Source organism: Streptomyces sp. CBMA152, from assembly GCF_014596475.1.
Taxonomy (GTDB): domain Bacteria; phylum Actinomycetota; class Actinomycetes; order Streptomycetales; family Streptomycetaceae; genus Streptomyces.
On sequence record NZ_MECJ01000004.1, the window covers coordinates 137,121 to 152,876 of the forward strand.

Consider the following 15,756-nt stretch of genomic DNA (forward strand, 5'->3'; position numbering starts at 1 on the left):
GGTGGCGTGGGCTCATGCGGAAGACAGGACTCCGAGCGCGTGCTGAGCTCGGCCGACGGCGTCGCGCAGGCGGTCATGAAGCGCGCTGTGGGAAAGGAAGTGGCATGCCTTATCCAGGTACAGACTGGCCGCGGCGAGATGGGTTCGCTGCTGGTGCAGGTAGGCGTTGAGGAATGCTTTCACCGGATCGTCGGTCGTTGTGACGGCGGCTTGGCTGTAGAGGATGGTCAGGGAGAAGGCCCAGCAGGCATGGAGGAAGCCGTAGACCGGGCGGCGGGTGCCGCGCCACGGAGAGTAGAAGGTGACGCCGTCCGGGAGGTGGATGCCATGGAGGGTGAGGGCGTCGTTGAGCCAGTTGTGGGCGGCTTCGTGGATGAGGTCGCGGGCGAGGATTTCGGGGTGGCCGGTGTAGTCGGTGAAGACGGTTCCGGGGAGACGGGTCAGGGCCCAGCTGTGGAGTGGTTCATCCAAGCCACGTCCGTCGAGTAGGCAGACGATCGGCGCGTGGTCGGTGAGCAGTGGGCCGAAGCCGAGCTGGGTGGCGGAGGCAGTTGCCGTGTGTACGAGGTCGCGGGTGTGGGCGGGTACTGGCGGGGCATCGGGAGCGATCAGGTAGTACTCGGTGTCGGAGATGTCCGAGCGGAGGCGGTCTTCCGGAGGCGGGGCGAGGAGCAGGTGGGAGCCGTCCGTGGGGTGCTGGAAGCAGCGTGAGGCGGCGCTGCGGTACCAGGTCAGTCGGTCGGCGTCCTTGGCTCGGGCGGCCTGTTCGGCGCCTTCGAGCAGGTGGTGGGCCAGGGCGTAGCCGTATGCAGTGGCGGGGAGTGGCCCGCCGAGAACGGACGCGATGCGTTCGGTTTGGCGCTGGCGGTGTGCTGCGAGGCCAGGCAGAGTGAAGAGGTCTTCGGTCGTTAGCGTGGTCACGGCGGAGTCCTTCTGGGCTGGTGGGCCCGGGGCTGGGCACGCCTGCCCGGCCCCGGACTCGGGTGATCAGGGCTGGGGGGTCGCGTCTGGGTCGGTAGTGGTGGGGGCCGGGGAGCGCCATGTCTCGGTGGCTGCGTTGGAGGTGTGCGCGGTCATGCGGACTGGTTCGTTGTCGCGCAGGGTCTCGACGGCTTCGAGGAACTCCTCGAAGGGCTGGCCGGTGGTCATTGTTCTTCTCCTTGGGAGTGCTGGGCTTGGCTTGAGCTGTTGGTGCGTGTGGGCGGTTGGGGTGGTCGGCGGTGCTCGGATCGGCTGCATGGCTGGTGGCTCATTCCGCGATCAGCAGGGTGAGGAACTTGCGGACGCGCCCTGCGCGGACGGGCTCGGTGCCGTGGATGAGCTGGCTTCCGAAGAGCGTGAGTGTGCCGGGTGCCGGGGTGGTGGTCCATCGGGTGCGCGTCATGCTGCGGAACCACGACGATGACAAGTCCGTGCCGTCGTGGATGAAGCACATTCCGGGTGCGTAGCCCACGACGGCGGTGGTGCGGTCCAGGGTCCAGGCGCTGTCGCTGCCAGTGGTCTCTACGTAGAAGGCCCCTCCGGTGTACGTGGTGTCGAGAGTGACGGTGGCGGCGGCGACTTGGCGGGGGCTAATGAGGGGGTCGGGTGCGATGCCGTCGGCATGTGGGGTGACGTGCTGTCCGGGGCCGTACTCGAGGTAGATCCACGGGCGATGTCCTGTCACGGACGGCAGGGCCCGAGTGATCTTTGGGAGTGCGGCGCGGAGGGCGTTGTCGAGCAGGCCGGTGGCCTCGCTGGGGATGTCTGCCATTTCGATGCGGCCGACGGGCTCGTATACCGCCTGAGCCTGAGCAGCGGTGTGCCCGGGGATCTCGTGGATGGTGGAGCGACGGTCCGTGCCGAAATGGCTGCGGCCGAGTTCGGAAGAGGGCTGGTCCATCAGGCGGGCCAGTTCTTGCATCTCGTACGTGCTGAGGAAGTCCTCGACGGTGTGGATGCCCAGGGTCTCGGATATGTGAATCATCAGGCAGCGTCCTCCTGACCAGCCTGGGCCTGGGCGCAGGGGCATCGGGCGGAAGGTGACGCCTCCGTTGCGGTCAGCACCTCGGCGAGGCGCTGCGCGGCTTGATCGAGGTCGCGGAAATATGCCGCAGAACCGGAGCCCGGGGCGGGGGTGAGCTGAAGGTCGAGCACGGGGTGGGTCTGGCCCGTGGTTCGGCAAGACAGCTCGCCACGGCGGAGTTGCAGGACGCAGGAGGGTGGCATGGCGCTCTCGGTGAGCGCGGCGGCATGGCACAGCCGGGCGGCGAGGCGCGCGTATTCGATGCGCGTACGAGGCAGGATGCCGATGCCCAGAAACCGGGGCTCGGTGTTCGGGAGGTCGTCGTACGCGTGGCCGCCGCAGCTGTCGTACGTGATCGCCGACCAGTTTTGGGTGAGCGCATCGACCACCGGACGGACGCGTGGCTCGATGCCTTTGTGCCACTGGGGGTGACGGGGGTCGAGGTCGTCGGCTTCATGGATACCGGGAAGTCCGAGGGTGTTGATGTTGCCGTGGGGACTGAGGCGCAGGCGCGCCGGAGGGCGAGGAGCAGCCGGGTCGTCCCATCGGCCCAGGAACGCCGCCACGTCGTGCATGGAGTTCGGGTGGCGGGGGCGCCACCGCCAGCGAGTGCACCACATCCCGGCAGGATGCTCGGGCTGAGCGAGCAGGGTGGCCACGCCGTCGATCAGCCTCATGCGGTGGGCGCAGTACGCGTCGTCGTCCCCGGCCTCGGCGAAGCGAAGGCGTACGGCGAGGCAGCCTGCGCTGCACGTGTCCCGGTAGTCGCAGGCGACACATGCGGCGACCAGGGTGCGGGACTGCTGGAGCAGCGGAAGGCGCCGCTGGGCATCTACGAGCCCAGGCTCCCCCGCGACCTCGGGGAGTGTGGACAGTTTGGCCTCGGGCCACGGGAGTTCGTCGCAGCTGCCGATCCGGTCATCGGGGTACAGGGTGAAGACGTGGCTGCATTTGAGTTCAGAGAAGTGGCAGGAGGTGGTCTGAAGTCCCTTGAGTCGGCGGATGACCGAGACGATCGGTTCCAGCTTGACTGTGCGGAATGTGCCCGAGGTAATCCAGTGGGCGGCGGCCTTCAGGACGAAGTCCGCGTACTGCGCCGGGGTGATGGCCCAGGCCGGGCCGTTCGGACCGACCGCCTGGCGCTGCAACTCCCGGCTGGGCAGGCCGCGGACGCTCGTGGAGCGGGTGGGAGTGGTGACCGCGGTGTCGAAGCACGGGACCAGACTGATGGTGGTCACCGCCTCGAAACCGGCAAGGTGATCGATGACCTCTCCGGCGCGTGCGAGTACGTATGGAGTGACCGCGCAGATGATTCCGGTCTGCCGGTTCCGTCGGCCCAGGAGCCGAAGGGCCTCGACCACGCGGGGATGGGTGGGCTGGCCGTCGTAGTCCACGCGCCAGGAGTTGCCCAGGCCGTCGCCGTCCAGCGAGATGCCGAATTGAAGGTCGGGGTAGTGTGCGTTGAACAGGTCGAGCCACGCATCGTCCAACAGCAGGCCGTTGGTCTGGATGGACACCTTGATGACGTTCGGCTGCGCGGCGAGGGCGTCGAGGATCTCGGCCATGCGTTCCCGGCCGACCGTGAGCGGCTCGCCGCCGTGCAGTTCGACGCAGACCGGACGGTCGGCGAAGAGCTGCCCCAGGCGGTGGACCTGATCCGCGTCAATCCGTGCTCCGCCTGGAGCCTCCTTGCGTTTCTCGTAGCAGTACAGGCAGTCGATGTTGCAGGTCTCGCCTCGTAGTTTCAGGATGACCGAGACGGCAGTGTCCGGGCCGGTGGCCTCCAGCGGCGCGTAGAGCGCTTCCGCGGCGGGGGTGGATGCGGTGGAGTTGGGCATCGCGTGCCTCCAAGGCGGCGATGGGGTGGGAAGGGAAGGGGCTATGCCCCTACTGGGCCGAGCGCGGAGTACCAGGCGATCAGGCTCTGTGCGGTGACAGGGATCTTCTGGTCGCCGCGGCGTAGGAACCAGCCGTCGGCGTACCGCTGGGGCAGCCATCCCGCAGCCGGGTCACCGATGGCGGGGGCGGTTCCCGGGCGTTCGTGGACGGGCCAGCAGGACAGGAGTGCCTGTGTGACGCGGCGTTGGACCGGGCGGAACCAGAGCCAGCCGTGGGTACTGGGGGCGAGCGTGCCGAGCGCCCGCTCGGTGGCAGAGGTCGGTCCGAGGAGCGGCAGCCACTTGTCGCCGAGAACGGGATGGCCGGCTGCCGCGCCGTCCAGCGCCAGCAGGCACAACTCCAACTTCCTGGCGGTTACTTCGACCGGCAGTTCCAGGCGGTCGATCAGCAATCCGATCAGGTCTTCGGCGAGGCTGGCGGCGACTTCGGTCTGGTCGGCCACTGCCCAGCGGCGGTAGCCCTCGCGCTCGGCAGGCGTCAGGAGCGGTTGCCAGACCCCTGAGTCGTATGAGAGGGCGGTGCGTAGATTCCGCAGGTCGGCCATGGCTGAGCGGACGCGGCGGAAAACGGTCAGATCGTCTCTGCGCACCTCGAAGGTATCGAGCAGGGCGCGCAGTTCGGCGATCTCCTCCGGGGAGGAGGTGTGGAGGTCGACGCGGATGCCGTCGACGATCCGGGATTCCCAGGCAGGTGGCCGCGAGCCGGGCACGATGCCGCGCAGGTCGACGTCACTGGTGGCGTGGGCGAAGCCATGAGCCAGGGCGCCCTCCAGCCACACCTTCTTCGCCGCGCCGGAACCGAGTAGCTCCTGAGCCACGGAGGCGGCGATCCTGCGGCGGCTCTGTACCGAGAGGTTCACCGCAGACCACCGACCGCGACCGTCGTCGGTTTGGGGGGATGGAAGAGGTGCTGTAGGAGATCTGCAGCCCACTGGTCCAAACGCCGGCGCACATCTGCGCGCTGCGCTCCGATGTGCGGGGTGATAAGCAGGTTCAGCGGATCCGGTGAGGACCGGAACAATGGGAGGTGCTCGTGCTCCACGCCGTCGACAGCAAGCCCGGAGAGGTGGCCGTCGGCCAGTGCGCGAAGACAGGCCGGCACGTCGAGAGTCTCCAGGCGGCCGGCGCACACCAGATGCGGACGGACGCGCGCGGCCTGTTCCAGGAATTCGGAGTCGATGATCCCGCGCGTCTCCGGGCGTAGTGGGACAGCGACGACGTGCAGCTGGCACTCCTTGACGAGGGTCTCGGCGGGCAGCTCGGGTAGACCGGCTGGGTTGGAAGGCCACCGGGCGAAAGTGATTCGCCCGGTGTGGGGAGCGAGAGCGTGTCTGGTGGCCAGTCCCACGGGACCGGTACCCCAGATGCCTACCCTCATCTCCCCGAGCGGCGCCGCGAGGCAGGCAACCTTGGTGTGGGCACCACGGAGTACGGCGTTGTGGCCAAGCAGGAGACGGCGGGAAAGGGCCAGGGCAGCAGTCAGCACCCACTCGGCCAGGGATGGAGCGCTTGCCGCAGCATTGCGGTGCAGCTGCACGCCCCGCTGCTCCAGGGCCAGGAGGTCGATGTTGTCGGTGCCGGATCCGGTACGGACAACATGCCGAAGCCGGGGAAGCCAGTCCAACTCCCGTACGCCGAGACGGATCCCGGAGCGCAACACCAGAACCGAGACGGATGCATATGCGCCGCCCGCGTGAAGGGCGTCTGCTTCGTGGATGACGGCATCGGGAACAGCGGCCCGGAGCATCACGGTGTCCGCCGCCCCGCGCAGGACCAGGACGTCGATCACCGAAGCACCGCCTGCTCATAGCGGCCGAAGGCCAGGTCCCCGTCACCGATGACGACGGTCACGGGCGAGGGGCTCGCGAAGTAGGTGTCGCAGGCCCGCTTGACGCCTGGCAGCCCGTCCCACGCACGCGGATTCACGGCTGTATCGGCGTAGTCGTCGATCAGGAGCACCGCTCCGACGACGAGCCGGGGCACACAGTGCTCCAGGCCGGCCAGGGTGGACCCGTAGAAATCCCCGTCGAGGTAGGCGAAGGCGATTTCTCTCGGCAAGGCGAGCGGCAGGATCTCGTGGAACCAGCCCGCATGGATCTCCGGCGGACGCTTCCCCCAGGTGTTGTGGAGGGCGCGGACGTCGCCGGGTGAGGCGACGAGATCGCCGCCGCGTAGATGATCCGAGTCGTGGTCGCTCGGGGTGGGGAGACCCTGGAAGGAGTCGTAGACGTGGATTTCGCGGTCCTCGTCGCCCAGAGTGTCGAGGACCGCGCTCATCCACAGGGCGGTGGCCCCGCGGAATGTGCCGATCTCGACCACGGCGCCGGGCACACGGCGTGCGTGCAGGGCCGTGAGTTCTTCGGCGATCACCTGGAGCCGGTCGGCACAGACGGTTCCGGAGTGCTCGCGCAGGAGCCATGTGTAGAGGTCTTTGAGCTGAGGCTCCATGAGGGTCACCACTTGTCCACGAAGGGGTCGTCGAGCTCGCCGTGCAGAGCGGCGAGCAGGGGCTTGTTGATCCTGGGGAGCAGGTAGACGTCGCCGAGCCGGTCGAGGGGCACCCATTCGAAGCCCACTTGGATCGGATCCGGCGGGTCCGGCATCCGGGGCGTGGCGTCACCGACAGCCCTGGCGAGGAAGTTGAACTGGACCTTCTGTATGTCGCCGAACTCGCCCTGCCAGGCGGCAGGAACGTACTCGACGACGCACAGCAGCCGCTCCGGGATCACGGCCAGTCCGGTTTCCTGGCGTACCTTGCGGCGCACCGCTTGCCGCAAGCCCTCGCCGGTCTGTGCCTTGCCGCCGGGGAGGTTGTAGTGGAACCCGGCGTCATCGTCGTACGACAGCAGTAGAACGGCTTCGTCTCGTACGACGGCGGCCTTGACGGACACGCTGATCTTCGGCAGCGGGCTGGTCAGATGCACGACACGGCTCCCGGCTCACCGATGCGCAGCAGGTCTCCGACCTCGGCCAAGGGCGCGCCCATAGACGAGGTGAACGTCCCGGCGGTACCGAAATGACGGATGGCGCCGCGCATTGCGGCCAAGGCTGCGCGGCTGAGGTGGTTCGCGTAGATGCACAGTCGGTAGCCGGCCTCGCCGAGCTGGTCGGCGGTGATCTGGGGGAACGCCGTGGGAACACTGGCCAGGGGAAGATCGAGACACCAGGTCCGGGAGATGTCGAGGGCCTGCCGACCGCTGGCGTCTTTGGAGTGGATGAGCACGGCGTCGGCCCCTGCCTCGGCGTAGGCCCGGGCGTGTTCCATGGCCACGTCGAGGTTGGCGCCCGTGACCAGGGCCTCGGTGCGGGCGATGAGCACCACGTCGTGTCCGGCCCGTTTGCGGATGGCTTCCAGCTGGCGGCACAGCAGATCCTGCTCGGCGAGTCTCTGGGAGGTGTGAGCCGCGAAACTATTGCATTTCGGATAAGCGCTGTCCTCGATGCACAAGGCGGTGGCACCGGACCGCAGAAGGTCGTCCGCGTATCGCTCCGCGATATGTGCGGCGCCACCGGCGTTGTCCATGTCGACGATGACAGGGAGATCGGTCACTCGGGTCACGGCGACCACGGTGTCGGCGAGGTCGCGTGGGCCGAGGACGTTGGCGTCGGGCAGCCCGTACGCGGCCGATACCTCCAAGCCGCTGACCCACAGCGCGTCGAATCCACCGTCGGCGGCCAGGCGCGCGGCGAGGGCATTCGCGGCACCTACGGCGAGCAGCGGCCGCGCCTGCTCCCTGCCCTCCAAGGCCGAACGAAGAGCCTCTGCGGAACGACTATGCATGGTTGTTCTCCTCTGTCGGTGAGGGCGGGACAAGGCCCCGCTCGCGCATGACGTCCCAGGCCGCGAGAAGCAGGGCGGACCGGGAGCGGGCGGAGTCCAGGCGGACGACCTCGCCCAGAAGCGGGTATGCGTCAGGCTGGGTGGCCACGGCGTCGTACACGTCTCGGACGCGGTTCTGCACGTTCTGCACGTCCCAGTCGGGGCGGACCGCGTCGCCTGGGCGTGCGTGCGCACGCCGAAGGGATTCGGACGGGTGCAGATCGAGGACGAACGTCAGATCCGGGGCGCAGGTCACCGCCGCCGACAGGCGCCGGTACGTTTCGGTCGGCTTCATGTCGTGCCTGACTGCGAAGAAGGCCAGCTCGCTGAGCAGCCATCGGTCGGCGATGACCGGGCGAGCGGTCTGCTGCGGCAGCACCAGCCGTTCCAGGGCGGCGCGTTTGTCCGTGCCGATGGCGGCCAGATACGCATCGCGGTTCTCGCTGCTGGGCTGGTACTTGCCACTGACGATGTCCGTGGCGACATCGGGGGCGAGGAAGTTCGTGGTGAGAACGCACAGCGGCGTGACCCCGTACAGCCCCTCCCACAGGCGGAACATGCCTTTACGCAATGTGGTCTTGCCTGTCCCGTCCAGGCCCTCGACGGCGATGAAGGGGTATCGCATGTTCATTCCACCTGCCCCGCGCCGGTGCCACCCGCGTACTTCATGAACCGCCCCCGCCAGCGGGCTGTCGTCGAGACGAGGTCGACAAGCCTCAACTCACCTAGTTCGTCGAGGAGATCGGGAAGCTCGCGCTCGGCTTCGATCCCGTACTCGATGGCTCGGCAGTAAGCCGCCCTTCGGACACTGGAATCGTCGGCTCGCAAGGCGGCTTCCAGGACACGGGTGGCGGCACCGACCGCGACCACCTGCACGGCGGACTCCAGGGCCCGCAAGTGAAGGGGACCGGGGTGGGGCTCAAGGGTCAGGTGGTGGACACCGCGATGGCGGATGACGGCGAAGAAGCCTACCCACCACGCCGCCGCGTCGCAGACTGCGGTGACCGCAGCGCCCCAGCGAGCCCGGGAGGATTCCAGCAGGAGGTTCTCCGCAGCGCGGCGGGCGGAGTGCTGTAGCGGGCTGCCCGCGCCTGTGCACTCCGGTCCATACGTCTGCGGCAGTTCGCACCAGAAGTCCAGCTCCGAGCTCCGAAGCAGTCGGTCACCGCCTTTCGGGGGCGCAGTCGGCCGTGCGCACAAGTGGGCGGCAGTCACACCGCTGATATCCGGCAGCCGGTCGCCGGCGGTGACGGCCGAGCGCCACTCGTCCACGTGGAGATGGAGGCGCTGGATGACCAGCCCGTCCGCAACAGCCTGCCAAGCGCTCTGGAGGGATGTCGCGTCAGCGGGAAGAGGGCTTTTCGCGGGTGTCACGTGGCGTGTCCCTTCGCCAGGAGGTCAGGAGGAACGACATACGAGTAGCCAGGGGTTCGGCCGCTCGCGGGGTGCCCGTTCACGATCGCAGTCGGGCCCGTACCGGCCTATGAGCGTTTATGAGTGATCGTCGAAGTCCCGTACCGGACAGGGAAGTTCGGGGAGACAATGCCCGTCATGGGGAGCACTCAGCGACGGCGGTGTGCGCAGTGCGGTTCACCGCTGAGCCGCTCCAACGCCGGCACCCGGTGCGCGCTGTGTGAGCGCGCACCGGTGAAACGTCTCGACCCGGCCTTCTGGGACGACTCTGCCGTCCGCGCTGCAGCAGCTGCCTGGGACTTCGGAACCGTGGTCCGCCTCTTTCGTCGGCACACCGGTCTCTCACAGACGGCCGTAGCCCGTCTCGTCAGCATCGACCAGGCTGAAGTAAGCCGATTGGAGCGCGGCCAAAAGAAGATCCGTGACCGCCGTCAACTCGCGCAATGGAGCGAGGCGCTCGGTATGCCCGTCGACCTGTTGGGCCCACTGCCCAACGCCGCCTCGCATCCGACCACAACGGCACACTCCGGGGCGAGTCCGGTGCTTCAGGATGGCCCCGGTCAACTCCTGCTCCCCGCCGGCCGTAATCTGCCTCCCTCTCTGCTGCCCACGCTGACCAGTCCTGCCGCCTCGTTTCGGGGCAATCTCCTGTGGCTGTCACCGAGCAGCGACCTTGAGGCATGGAGCTCCATGCCGCTCCGGGCCCTGCTCGCCGCCACCCGCATCATCGACGGGGCACGACGGTATTTCGTGATGGACGCACGTGAAGGCAGCCCGAGCCCAGAGGGAAGGACCCATGCCATCCCTGCGGCTTTTGAACTCGATGACCTCACCTACGGGATCCTGTGGGCTGTTGCGGGTTTCGACTCCGCCCTGCTCGGCGACGATGCGGCTCTCCATGAAGTGTTCCTCCAGGCACCGGAGAAACTCCTGGGAGGAAGTGGCAGCGCGATCACGTCTGGAAGCCTCACTGACGGATCACACATGCTCATCGGTTCCCAGGTATGCGCCTGGTTCATCCTGGAACAGCGCGATGCCTTGGGAGGGGACCCGGTCTTCTGGACCCGTGAACAGCGCGGGGAAGAGGCGGCCACGTGGCTGTTCTTCGAGCACAAGCACCGGTACCTCAAGCACATGGCTCCGCAGCGGCCGCAGAGCGGAGCAGGCCGCGGCTTCTGCGTTCCCCGGCAGGAGGTCGTCGCCTCGCCGACATACGAGCGTGTGCTGCTGTTCCTCGCGATCGCGTTAATGGAGTCGTACGGCATCACGACGTGGCTCACCGAGGAGCCGGAGCTCCAGGAGACCGACGGATTCGTACTCGTTCCCGGGCGCAGGGTAGCGATCGCGACCTGGGTACGTGCAGCCCCTGTTCCACGGACGTCACTGACGGCAAGCGCGCAAATGCTCCGAAATTTCACGGACGTCACCGGCCATGCGAGGGCGCACACCGTCACTGCGGGGGCGACACCGGGACAGCGACTGGTGGCGACTGCGGATTATCTCGGCCTCGACCGCCCATGGTTGGCTCGCCGCTGCCGACAACTCGCGGCAGAAGGCACTACAACCCTTGCCAGACCTCGTAGCCGTCATCTCAGTCTCGACGCACTCGACATCGCGTGCTCATACGTCGCTGGCCAATTTGCGCTCGAAGCCGGCACCCGCGCAGGCGCGACCCGATAGCCTGCACGAAACGATCTCCACGGTGCGAGAATCTGCTCGGGCTGGAACGATCTGACAGACGGGGACGACGGTGGGCGCGACAAGGACGGTAGCGGTCTACTCGCTGGGCGGCACCATCGCCATGACCACCGATCCGACGACCGGCGGCGTGGTGCCGGCGTTGTCCGCGCACGATCTACTCGCCGCCGTCCCCGGCCTGGACAGTCACGACATCGAGCTGCGCGTTCATGACTTCCGCCGGGTACCGGGCGCCTCGCTCACCCTCGACGACCTGGTTGAACTCAGCGTAGACATCCGCAAGTCGTTGGACAGCGCTGACATCGCGGGGGTCGTGATCACGCAGGGCACCGACACCATCGAGGAGACCGCGTTCTTCCTCGACCTGCGCTACGGTCACGATCAACCGGTCATCGTCACAGGCGCCATGCGCAACCCCACCATGGCCGGACCCGACGGACCCGCCAACCTGTATGCGGCTGTCATCGCCGCAGCCGACCCTCGACTGCGAGGGGCCGGAACACTGGTTGTCCTCAACGACGAGATCCACGCCGCACGGCACGTCCGCAAGTCCCACACCACCAGTCCCGCCGCCTTCACATCCCCAGGCGCCGGTCCCATCGGCCGCGTCGCCGAAGGCCGTGTGCAGCTCGCGTCGTCCCTTCCCCGTCGGACCGAACCCCTTGGCCCAACGAACCGGGACGTCCGGGTGGGCCTCTATACGGTCAGCGTCGGCGACGACGGGGCGCTGCTCGACGCATGGGACGGGCGGTGCGATGGGCTCGTCGTCGCCGCGTTCGGGGTCGGTCACGTGCCGCAACGGTTCGTCGAGACGCTTCAACGACTTGCCTCGCGCATCCCTGTGGTCCTCGCCTCCCGTATCGGCAATGGCCCAGTCCTGACGGGGACTTATGGGTTCCCGGGATCAGAGAAAGACCTGATCGGCCGAGGTCTCATTCCGGCTGGCACCCTTGGCCCCTACCAGGCGAGGCTTCTTCTCCACGCGCTGCTCGCTCAGGACGCGAATCGCAGTGCGATCACGGATACCTTCGCCGGGCAGGCGTACTGAGTCCTAGCGAAGCCGATCAGAGCACTCACCAGGAGTACCACCCATGCGTGCCCATGAACTGACCATCGGCCGGACGTTCGGCGTCACCTTCGACCACGGCGAGGACTTCTTCGGCACGCTCTCCGCGTTCTGCCGCGAGCACGGTGTGCGCCAGGGATACATCCCGTCGTTCATCGGGGCCTTCGCGGAAGCCGAAATCGTAGGCGCCTGCGAAAAGCTGGAGGACCCCGACGCCCCCGTCTGGGCCAAGACATACGTCACGAATGTCGAGGCCTTCGGAGCCGGCACCCTCGCCCACGACCCGGCAACCGGCGGCATCCTGCCGCACATCCACGTGTCCGCCGGGCTCAAGGCGCAGTCGGCCGACGGCCGCACTAGTCACCTGTTGAGCGCCAAGGTCCAGTTCCTGAGCGAGCTGCTCGTGGTCGAGGTCACGGCGCCGACCATGACCCGGCCACGCAACTCGGCGCTGTACGACGTGCCGCTCCTCACCTTCGGCTCATCGCAATGAGGCGCTTGCGCCACGGGTGCCGGGGCTCGCACAAGTCGAGAGCTTCCAGCAGCCACGCGCGCTGAGCCGACCCAAGCCGCGGGAGGACGGCTTCGAAGTCCGCCTGGTCCTTCTCCCGAGTCGCCTTGGCCTTGTAGAAGAGCTGCACTTCGGGCGCGAGGTAAGGGATGCCCTCCGCTGACACCTGCCCGACGCGATCCAGGGGCAGCCGGACCCGGGCGTCACGACGTGAGACCCACTGATCGGCATCGGACTCGTCCAGCAGCAACTCGAGGGACCACGGCGCAGCGGGCGAACGACGGCACCAGAGGCCGTTCAACGGCAGCTCAAGGAATTCACCCGGCTGCCACGGGCGCAGCCGTCCGGCCCCGGGAGGATCGGCGACGTAAAGGTCCCAGTCGGCCATACGCGCGCGGACGCGTTCTTGATCACGACGCAGTACGAGCACGTCGATATCACCGTGAGGGCGGATCTCCCTCTCGGCCGCCAGCTCGATGGCGTAACCGCCCGCGATCCACCACGGGAAGTCCGCCCCTTTGAACAGCTCGGCAACCTCGGACGGCCGGGCGGGGGACCAACGTCCCAGAACATCGCTCACCGGCCCATCCTGCCAGCTGATCCAGGCGCGCTCGTGCACTGTGGGTCGGCCCGCCCAATCCGATGCTCATAAACACCCATGAGCACGAACACGGGCCGTGGCCATCGTTGACGCCATGCCCCGCACCCGACACCGCCGTCTCACCGCTGACGGCATCACCGGCAATCGCTGTCCGCGCAAAGTACTTGGCGAAGGACGGTTCCGCTCTTCCCGAGCACCACGGTGTCGTGGGTGCGTCCCAGCCCGGATCACCACGGAGGCCGCCATGCTGCCGACCGTCCTGCTCACCGCAGCCCTTCTCCTGCCTGCCGCATTGACCGGCAGCCCGCTGCTCCGCGCCGAAGTCCGCACCTACGTGGGTCCCGGGAGCGGCCGACATCGTCGCGGCGCCCGAGGACGACACGCAGTCCGAGGGGGTGCGGTGCGGTGAACGCAACTCCCATCATCCCGCTCGGCTGCCTGTACCGCTGGACGAGCTGCACGCCGAACCCGGCGGCTACGGCGCGCGCGACACTGCGGCGTGCCCTGTCCCAGCTGGGGCTGCCTGGCGAAGCGATCAGCGATGGCGTCCTTGCCGCATCCGAACTCGTCGCCAACGCGACCGAACATGCCCTGGGACCCTACGAGTTGCGCCTTCGGCGCACGGTGGACGCGATCATGTGCGAAGTCCTGGACCACGATCCGAAGATCCCCGACTGCGCGGAGTTGCCGTCGACTACTCCCTTCGCGGTGAAGCCGCAGAGCTGTGGCGGCGGGCTGGACGCGCTGCTGGAGCTGCTGTCCGAACGAGGGCGAGGCTTGCACATCGTCCACGAGCTGACATGCGGCGCGTGGGGCTTCAGGACATCCGATGACGGCACCAAGACCGCATGGATCGCGATCCCAGTAGCGCCTGATCGTAAGCACGTGCCTTGACGGCAGTCCGCCCGAGGGTATTTGGAGGGCGGCGACTCATCTGACCTGCCGGTTGCTTTCGGGGTGGGGCTTGTCGCTCATTCGAGCGACAAGCCCCATCTTTCTCGGGTGGAGCGGCATCACGGCAGCGCATGGTCACGTAACAGGACAGATACAGAGCGGAATTGATCCTTCCTTCGTGATTGACCGGCGCGTCAGCGGGTAGCTCCAGTCACATCTGCTCACGGAGAGTGTCTGTTAGGGTCGAAAGAGTGACGGGTGGTGAGGCTGGTGAAAGCGCGATGGCGAGCCGAGGTTCTTCTTGTTGAGGCGGTCGCGGGGATGCTGTTGACGAGTTGCGCGGAGAGGCCCTCGGATGCCAAGCACCTCTCGGAGGCGCCGATTTCGCCTTCGGTAACCCGAAGTACGCCCGCTGCGGACGGTGCAGAGGCGGTGGCGGCCTACCGAGTGATGTGGCAGGACTTGACCCTCGCGTCCGAGACGTCCGATGCCGCTTCTCCGCGGCTCGGTGATCACGCCACAGGCGGCGCGTTGGAGCTGATGAAGTACGGACTCGCGAAGTCCAAGAAGGAGGACGTCGTGAGCAAGGGGGCACCCCTGGTGGATCCCAGGGTTGTGTCTGCGACCGACCGGGAGGTCGTGCTGGTGGACTGCGTGGACGACAGCCACTGGTTGCAGTACAAGCTGAACGGCGAGCTGAAGGACAACGTCCCTGGCGGGCATTTCAAGGTCGATGCGACAGTCCGGCCTACCGGAGGCGCGTGGAAGGTTTCGAACCTCTACATGCGCGAGGCCGGATCATGCTGACCCGCTGCCGTGTGACGGCCGGGAGCATGGTCACGGGGGCCGTGGTGATTCTCGCCGCCGCGCCGCCGGTGCAAGCCTGGGCAGATGGGGCTGGCTCGCAATACGCCGGGGTCAGCTGTGGACCTGGCGCCTGTGCGGCTGAGGCATCCCGGGTGAAGCAGGTTCCGGGTCGGGCGGCGTCTAGTGGAGGGGCGCGGAGCTCGGAGGGTGGCGGGGCGGCAGGGGCGCCGACGGCTGTGGCGGCGGGGTGGGAGCGTGATCCGGGGCAGATGTACGGGCCGCGCGGTGTGCCGCTGCCAATGCAGGACTTTCCGGGACCGGGGGGCGGCGGAGCGGAGCCGGGCGGCGGTGCGCAGGTTCCTGTTGAGGTGGTTGTGGAGAGGGCGGTCAAGCAACTGGTGTTGCCGAGGCCGGTGATCCGTACAAGTCCGGATGCGGACTTCGTTCAGGTGGTTCATGTGCCGACGTGGATGTGGGTGGACCGCTCGACGTGGGATCCGGTGACGGCGAGTGCGGAGGTGGAGGGGCTGAAGGTTACGGCGACGGCCCGGCCCCAGAAGGCGGTGTGGTCGATGGGCGAGGGCGGCAGTGCGGTGTGCCGGGGGTCGGGGACGCCTTACTCGGCCGCGTATGACGCGAAGGCTGCCTCGCCGGACTGCGGTTACACCTACCAGCACGCGTCGATAGGCATGCCGGGCAGGGCGTTCACGGTGTCGGTGCGCGTGACCTGGGATGTCGAGTGGCATGGCGGCGGTCAGGCAGGGGTGGTGCCGGGGCTGGTGATGGCCGCCTCGCGGCAACTGACGGTGGACGAGGTGCAGGCCGTCATCACGCGCTGACCGACGGGAGCGATGACGGCGCGCGGAGGGCGGGCCGGTTCGGCGGCAGTGCGAATCTTCTTAATTCTCTTATCCGCGAGGTGAATTGTGGGTACCTCCTTGTCTTCTTCGTCCCACAACGGGGCGCGAGCCACGGTGCCGGGGGCTCGCCGTTCTGGTCCCGAGCAGCGGCCAGGGGTGACGGGTGCTCGGCGGCGCAGGCTG

At 67.7% G+C, this 15,756-nt stretch carries 18 protein-coding genes; 6 read left to right on the forward strand and 12 right to left on the reverse strand.

The features are described 5' to 3' along the window. Positions 1 to 12: 12 nt before the first annotated feature. The 11 genes from BG418_RS40755 to BG418_RS39600 form a co-directional block, all read right to left on the reverse strand. Positions 13 to 921: an aKG-HExxH-type peptide beta-hydroxylase gene (locus BG418_RS40755; RefSeq protein WP_188272454.1), complete on the reverse strand. Its 909-nt coding sequence runs from the start codon at positions 919 to 921 to the stop codon at positions 13 to 15. A 66-nt stretch (positions 922 to 987) separates the two neighbouring features. Further along, positions 988 to 1,149 carry a hypothetical protein gene (locus BG418_RS05035; protein WP_188272455.1) on the reverse strand — a complete coding sequence of 54 codons (162 nt, stop codon included), beginning with the start codon at positions 1,147 to 1,149 and terminating at the stop codon, positions 988 to 990. Positions 1,150 to 1,249: 100 nt separating this feature from the next. After that, a complete protein-coding gene (locus tag BG418_RS05040; protein ID WP_188272456.1) occupies positions 1,250 to 1,966 on the reverse strand; it encodes a 2OG-Fe(II) oxygenase in 717 nt (238 codons plus the stop codon). After that, complete coding sequence (locus BG418_RS05045) at positions 1,966 to 3,843, reverse strand: radical SAM protein (protein WP_188272457.1); 1,878 nt, start codon at positions 3,841 to 3,843, stop codon at positions 1,966 to 1,968. The genes BG418_RS05040 and BG418_RS05045 overlap by 1 nt, the downstream gene beginning before the upstream one ends. Positions 3,844 to 3,884: 41 nt before the next feature. After that, a complete protein-coding gene (locus BG418_RS05050) occupies positions 3,885 to 4,721 on the reverse strand; it encodes a hypothetical protein (protein ID WP_188272458.1) in 837 nt (278 codons plus the stop codon). 38 nt (positions 4,722 to 4,759) lie between these two features. After that, a complete protein-coding gene (locus BG418_RS05055) occupies positions 4,760 to 5,692 on the reverse strand; it encodes an NAD(P)-dependent oxidoreductase (protein ID WP_188272459.1) in 933 nt (310 codons plus the stop codon). Next, complete coding sequence (locus BG418_RS05060; RefSeq protein ID WP_188272460.1) at positions 5,689 to 6,351, reverse strand: TylF/MycF/NovP-related O-methyltransferase; 663 nt, start codon at positions 6,349 to 6,351, stop codon at positions 5,689 to 5,691. The genes BG418_RS05055 and BG418_RS05060 overlap by 4 nt, the downstream gene beginning before the upstream one ends. A gap of 5 nt (positions 6,352 to 6,356) precedes the next feature. Beyond that, a complete protein-coding gene (locus tag BG418_RS05065; RefSeq protein ID WP_317453506.1) occupies positions 6,357 to 6,827 on the reverse strand; it encodes an NUDIX domain-containing protein in 471 nt (156 codons plus the stop codon). After that, positions 6,818 to 7,684 carry an isocitrate lyase/phosphoenolpyruvate mutase family protein gene (locus BG418_RS05070; RefSeq protein ID WP_188272461.1) on the reverse strand — a complete coding sequence of 289 codons (867 nt, stop codon included), beginning with the start codon at positions 7,682 to 7,684 and terminating at the stop codon, positions 6,818 to 6,820. The genes BG418_RS05065 and BG418_RS05070 overlap by 10 nt, the downstream gene beginning before the upstream one ends. Continuing rightward, positions 7,677 to 8,348 carry a thymidylate kinase gene (locus tag BG418_RS05075; protein ID WP_223184366.1) on the reverse strand — a complete coding sequence of 224 codons (672 nt, stop codon included), beginning with the start codon at positions 8,346 to 8,348 and terminating at the stop codon, positions 7,677 to 7,679. The genes BG418_RS05070 and BG418_RS05075 overlap by 8 nt, the downstream gene beginning before the upstream one ends. A 2-nt stretch (positions 8,349 to 8,350) precedes the next feature. Further along, the gene (locus BG418_RS39600; protein ID WP_223184367.1) at positions 8,351 to 9,097 is read right to left on the reverse strand and encodes a hypothetical protein; all 747 of its coding nucleotides are present in this window, start codon (positions 9,095 to 9,097) and stop codon (positions 8,351 to 8,353) included. A gap of 273 nt (positions 9,098 to 9,370) precedes the next feature. On the opposite strand from BG418_RS39600, the gene BG418_RS05085 reads away from it, so the two are divergent. The 3 genes from BG418_RS05085 (at position 9,371) to BG418_RS05095 (ending at position 12,393) form a co-directional block, all read left to right on the forward strand. Next, positions 9,371 to 10,816 (forward strand): helix-turn-helix domain-containing protein, encoded by a 1,446-nt coding sequence (locus BG418_RS05085; protein WP_188272463.1) that lies wholly within the window; start codon positions 9,371 to 9,373, stop codon positions 10,814 to 10,816. 70 nt (positions 10,817 to 10,886) lie between these two features. After that, the gene (locus BG418_RS05090; protein ID WP_317453507.1) at positions 10,887 to 11,882 is read left to right on the forward strand and encodes an asparaginase; all 996 of its coding nucleotides are present in this window, start codon (positions 10,887 to 10,889) and stop codon (positions 11,880 to 11,882) included. A gap of 43 nt (positions 11,883 to 11,925) precedes the next feature. Next, on the forward strand, positions 11,926 to 12,393 hold the full coding sequence (locus tag BG418_RS05095; RefSeq protein ID WP_188272465.1) for a PPC domain-containing DNA-binding protein: 468 nt from the start codon (positions 11,926 to 11,928) through the stop codon (positions 12,391 to 12,393). Here BG418_RS05095 and BG418_RS05100 read toward each other — a convergent pair. Continuing rightward, positions 12,371 to 12,991 carry a nucleotidyltransferase domain-containing protein gene (locus tag BG418_RS05100; RefSeq protein ID WP_188272466.1) on the reverse strand — a complete coding sequence of 207 codons (621 nt, stop codon included), beginning with the start codon at positions 12,989 to 12,991 and terminating at the stop codon, positions 12,371 to 12,373. The genes BG418_RS05095 and BG418_RS05100 overlap by 23 nt on opposite strands. 426 nt (positions 12,992 to 13,417) lie before the next feature. Between BG418_RS05100 and BG418_RS05105 the strand changes: the two genes are divergently transcribed. The 3 genes from BG418_RS05105 (at position 13,418) to BG418_RS05115 (ending at position 15,552) form a co-directional block, all read left to right on the forward strand. Further along, positions 13,418 to 13,906: an ATP-binding protein gene (locus BG418_RS05105; protein ID WP_317453508.1), complete on the forward strand. Its 489-nt coding sequence runs from the start codon at positions 13,418 to 13,420 to the stop codon at positions 13,904 to 13,906. A 258-nt stretch (positions 13,907 to 14,164) separates the two neighbouring features. Then, positions 14,165 to 14,713: a hypothetical protein gene (locus tag BG418_RS05110; RefSeq protein WP_223184369.1), complete on the forward strand. Its 549-nt coding sequence runs from the start codon at positions 14,165 to 14,167 to the stop codon at positions 14,711 to 14,713. Between the two features lie 299 nt (positions 14,714 to 15,012). Beyond that, entirely contained in the window at positions 15,013 to 15,552 is a 540-nt protein-coding gene (locus BG418_RS05115) for a hypothetical protein (protein WP_223184405.1), read from the forward strand. The last annotated feature ends 204 nt before the right edge of the window (positions 15,553 to 15,756 follow it).

Excerpts from the sequence above, each read along its gene's own strand:
- BG418_RS05040 (WP_188272456.1), bottom strand. The coding sequence starts at position 1,966 with ATGATTCACATATCCGAGACCCTGGGCATCCACACCGTCGAGGACTTC.
- BG418_RS05070 (WP_188272461.1), bottom strand. The coding sequence starts at position 7,684 with ATGCATAGTCGTTCCGCAGAGGCTCTTCGTTCGGCCTTGGAGGGCAGG.
- BG418_RS05035 (WP_188272455.1), bottom strand. The coding sequence starts at position 1,149 with ATGACCACCGGCCAGCCCTTCGAGGAGTTCCTCGAAGCCGTCGAGACC.
- BG418_RS05075 (WP_223184366.1), bottom strand. The coding sequence starts at position 8,348 with ATGCGATACCCCTTCATCGCCGTCGAGGGCCTGGACGGGACAGGCAAG.
- BG418_RS05095 (WP_188272465.1), top strand. The coding sequence starts at position 11,926 with ATGCGTGCCCATGAACTGACCATCGGCCGGACGTTCGGCGTCACCTTC.
- BG418_RS05060 (WP_188272460.1), bottom strand. The coding sequence starts at position 6,351 with ATGGAGCCTCAGCTCAAAGACCTCTACACATGGCTCCTGCGCGAGCAC.
- BG418_RS05115 (WP_223184405.1), top strand. The coding sequence starts at position 15,013 with ATGCAGGACTTTCCGGGACCGGGGGGCGGCGGAGCGGAGCCGGGCGGC.
- BG418_RS05045 (WP_188272457.1), bottom strand. The coding sequence starts at position 3,843 with ATGCCCAACTCCACCGCATCCACCCCCGCCGCGGAAGCGCTCTACGCG.